The 4,074-nt window shown below is 37.4% G+C and carries 4 protein-coding genes; 2 read left to right on the top strand and 2 right to left on the bottom strand.

The window, feature by feature from the left end:
• Positions 1-97 precede the first annotated feature (97 nt).
• Entirely contained in the window at positions 98-358 is a 261-nt protein-coding gene (locus tag F6K22_RS34475) for a hypothetical protein (RefSeq protein ID WP_293108813.1), read from the top strand.
• Between the two features lie 569 nt (positions 359-927).
• Here F6K22_RS34475 and F6K22_RS34470 read toward each other — a convergent pair.
• On the bottom strand, positions 928-1,311 hold the full coding sequence (locus tag F6K22_RS34470) for a hypothetical protein (protein ID WP_293108811.1): 384 nt from the start codon (positions 1,309-1,311) through the stop codon (positions 928-930).
• A gap of 365 nt (positions 1,312-1,676) precedes the next feature.
• The gene (locus tag F6K22_RS34465) at positions 1,677-2,567 is read right to left on the bottom strand and encodes an ABC transporter permease (RefSeq protein WP_293108808.1); all 891 of its coding nucleotides are present in this window, start codon (positions 2,565-2,567) and stop codon (positions 1,677-1,679) included.
• Between the two features lie 713 nt (positions 2,568-3,280).
• Between F6K22_RS34465 and F6K22_RS34460 the strand changes: the two genes are divergently transcribed.
• Positions 3,281-4,074 (top strand): aspartyl/asparaginyl beta-hydroxylase domain-containing protein (locus F6K22_RS34460; protein ID WP_293108806.1); only part of this gene is annotated, 794 nt, incomplete at its 3' end.

Genomic DNA, 4,074 nt, shown 5'->3' with positions numbered 1-4,074 from the left:
TTTACTGATCCCACCATCAATGGCCTTAATAACTTTTTGTCTTAAGTCATAGCTATAAGGAGCAGGCATAATCTTTCCTAGATAGTTTTTCTCTATTATGTCCGCGCTCTTTGCTTCGACTGCTATATATGCAGAGTTGAAGTTGCTAAAAGTACCTCCTTCCTTTTTGTCAGCATCAATTATAACTGGAGTGGGAGTAGGAGTGAAAGATAAACTGTCTTTGCTTAAGAAAATATTGCTGGCATCACCATCTACGAGACCTGAACTCAGATTAAACTGTCCATTTAATGCTACAGCATTAGCAGTAGTGGCAGCAGCAAAAGCGAAAGGGATAGCAGCGATAGAAGCAACGATTTAGTTTTTCATGATTTTTGATTTCCTGTGTTTGAACTCTATGTTTTTATCATCTCCCAATTTTTTGGGAAGTGGAATAATGTGAATGAGTTCTCACAAAACACTCTGTTGCTATTTTTAGCGTGCAAAAAAATGCACAATGACTAGCGGTTAATGCAAAGATTACGAGTTGCCGGAAGCAGAACGGTGACTTTTTGTGATGAGCGTCACCATGGGAAAAGGAGGAGAAAGTTTTTTACTGCTAATTAAAATTACCCGGACATAATATAAGTTGGCTTAAGCAACAGTCCAACCCAATAACTATAAAGTCTATTTTGGGTTGCAGGTTACTTAACCCAATCTACAAAGTGCCAATAAGTATAGGACTTACGCAGAGACCACATATATAGCGTTAAACACTATAGCGTTATAGTTTTTGAACTCTATATATAGTACCTTTGCGTAAGTCGTGAAGTATTTAACCGAATATGATATAAAACCTAGGAATTGCTTCCTTATACTCTGTTCTATTCACAACAACCTTATGTTATGGCAGCTAAAGAGCGATCGCTGGAAACCAAAAACTATACTAATTTAAGGATTATTTTCAATACTACCTGTAGCAGAAGCAGGAGTATCACCAGCAGTATTCTGTGGTTGTTGTATAAGTTCTTTTTGTTTATTGCGGAACTGTGTTGCTGCGTCATTTAGACTATCACGTTGTTCGAGCATATACTCCTTCATATTCCGGTTATCTCCCAGTCTGGAGTTATGAATAATGTCGAACATATCTATCCCACCTGAACCTGTGAAAGGATCGGGATTATCTATTGTTTGTAAATCCTGTAAAGGATTAACGGTATTATTTTCATAATTATTTTCATAAGATTGAGCAAAAGTGTGCTGAGGCAGGAAAATGCTGATTATTCCTGTAGTTAAGGTGCTGAAAACAATTTTGGTGAAAAGTTTGGCAGACATAATAATCTAGTATTTTGTTTTTTCAGGAAACTTTCATATATATTAGAATACAACTTTTTTGGTATTTTTGACCCACAGATCTACCTATATGAAATACGTTAATGTTTGCTACTAATTAGTTATATTAGACATCTGCGATAATCACTCAATAAATCAATTATCGTAAATAAATCATCAATTATTTCTCCTACTCCCGTACGGTCGATTCGCATAGATGCCCCTACTCCATACTCCCTCTTTTCCGGAGTAGTCTATTAGTTATAATAAATTTTTGTTTGTAGTTGGGCTTTAGCCCAGACATAAATATTTTAGGGGCTAAAACCCAACTACGAGCCTAATCACAACTGTTCTATGACTTGTTAAATCTACGCAAACCGACGACGTAATAAAGGTTGAATTGCGACTAGAGTCACAACATCAAAGACCAATAGCACCAGTAATGCTGCTCCAAAAGAAATATCACCAAAAGGCGCTTGCATCACTACACTACCAAAAGAGAAATCATTATGTAGATACAAGTAGCGGATAGGTTCGATTGCATAGCTCAAAGGATTTAAACTAGCCACTACCTGTAACCAACTAGGCATAAAAGATAGAGGTGCCAGAGCAGTGCTAGCAAATAACAAAGGTAGGTTAGTTACAAAAATCACTGCCAAAAGTTCAATGTGACCTGGTAAAGCAAAAGCAAGACCCAAACTTAAGCCAGTCACACCCAAAACTAGCATTAAAACAATCACGGCGATCGTAGCTAATCCTAATATATTAGGCAATCCTGCACCCAAAAACGCACCAGCAGCAATAATAATAGCTGATTGAATGAAACTCAGGGTAACAATAAAAGTAGCTGAAGCTAAGACAATAGAAAAACGGGATGTCAGGGGCGCTACCAAGAGGCGGTTGAGAAAGCCAAATTCTCTGTCGAACATCACTGGTAAACCAGCATTAAGGGCACCAGCAAAAGCAGTGAAGACAATAATACCCGCACCGAGAAATTGTCCGTAGTTTTGACTTTCACCAAATAAGCCTTGGGGTACGTTTTGGAAAAGTGCCCCAAATAAAATTAACCACATCAGAGGTTGAATAATTCCAGCAATTAAAGTAGAAGGCCGTCGTTTCAGTTGGATAAATAATCGACGGGTTAATGCTAGAGTTTCTTGAAAGAAATCTCCTACTAGAGAGCCGGAAGTTAATGGTGTCGTCTTGATGTCAGACAACTGACTTATATTAGGTTGGGAAGGGGTGATAGTACCACTCATATTAGATTTTAGATATTAAAAATATGGCCTTTGCCCGATACACTGGTAATTTTAACACCGCTATTTTGAAATGGCACAGATTTGACTACTCCCCGGACTCAAGTCACGGGGATTCTAAGAAGATACTACGCAACAGAATAAATCCGTGTTGCTTGGTTTTTTCGCGCGCTGACCAAAGATACACTCTTTGGGGACAATTTCATTGTGCCCCTACACAGTCGGCTTAAGTTTAACCCTAGCTTTCTGCTTACTTTTGTGATTATATTTGCAGCCCCATTACAGTCTGCATCAATACACCAATTATTACCTGTTCTATACAAACCACCCTGTCGTACAGGCAGTCGCTCATGGGGGAAACCCCCGCATGAAGGCGCTGCATCGCTTTATTGTCTTTCCTGACGGTTTCCAATCATTGGGTTTCTCACCATAATTAGGTAATGATGAGGTGATGAGTGAAAAACCTAACCCACCAACCCCCTTCCCTAGTAGGGAAAGGGGAGTTTCTCCCCTCTCCTTGTAGGAGAGGGGTTGGGGGAGAGGTCTTAATTCATAAAACTTAACCAGAAAATATAGATTATTCAGAAAATATAGATTATTTTTTTTAATCTTTTAATTATTCTCAGCTCAAAAAAAATTCATTCTATATTATATTATCTTGAAACTGGTTGGGAAAAACTGTCCAAACAGCTTAAATTATAGCGAAAAAAAAACCTATGCTCAAACTTTCTTTAGAAAATGTAAAGGCAAAATTTAGGAAAATATTAATATATAAAATTGGAGCCAAACTACTTGGATATTTTGAAAAGCTAATTCCTAGTTATTCTTTAATTGGGGATACAGCATTTTTTGAGTCTCACCACTTTGAATGGGTGGAAGAGATAGATGCAAATTGGATATTGATTAGAAAAGAATTAGATGAACTCCTGAAATATCGAGATGATTTACCAAATTTCCAAGACATTTCTCCAGACCAAGCTGATTATACGAGTCCTGATGATTTGTGGAAAACATTCTTTATGTATGGGTATGGAATAAAAGCAGAAAAAAATTGTCAAAGATGCCCAGAAACAACTCGTTTAATTGAAAAAATTCCGGGAATGAAAACGGCATTCTTTTCAATTTTAATGCCTGGTAAACATATTCCCGAACACCGAGGTCCCTACAAAGGAGTTATTCGTTATTTATTGGCATTAAAAGTACCTGAACCAAAAGAAAAATGTAGGATTCGGGTGGGTAATGAAACTCGTCATTGGGAAGAAGGAAAAAGCATGATTTTTGATGATTCTTTTCCCCATGAAGCTTGGAATGAAACTGATGGTGTCCGGGCAGTTTTGTTTTTAGATGTGATGAGACCGATGCGTTTTCCCCTTTCATTGTTGAATGAATTAATGATGAAATTAATTGCAGTTTCTCCCTACATTCAAGATGCCAATGTTAATCAGAAACACTGGGAAGACCGTTTAGAAAAATTGTTTGCTAAGGAAAATCAAAAGGAGAAAGTTTCAAT

It is taken from the genome of Okeania sp. SIO2F4 (assembly GCF_010672385.1).
In the GTDB taxonomy this organism is placed as follows: Bacteria; Cyanobacteriota; Cyanobacteriia; order Cyanobacteriales; family Microcoleaceae; genus Trichodesmium.
This window is presented reverse-complemented; position numbering and strand designations above follow the sequence as displayed.

Excerpts from the sequence above, each read along its gene's own strand:
- F6K22_RS34475 (WP_293108813.1), top strand. The coding sequence starts at position 98 with ATGTCCGCGCTCTTTGCTTCGACTGCTATATATGCAGAGTTGAAGTTG.
- F6K22_RS34470 (WP_293108811.1), bottom strand. The coding sequence starts at position 1,311 with ATGTCTGCCAAACTTTTCACCAAAATTGTTTTCAGCACCTTAACTACA.
- F6K22_RS34465 (WP_293108808.1), bottom strand. The coding sequence starts at position 2,567 with ATGAGTGGTACTATCACCCCTTCCCAACCTAATATAAGTCAGTTGTCT.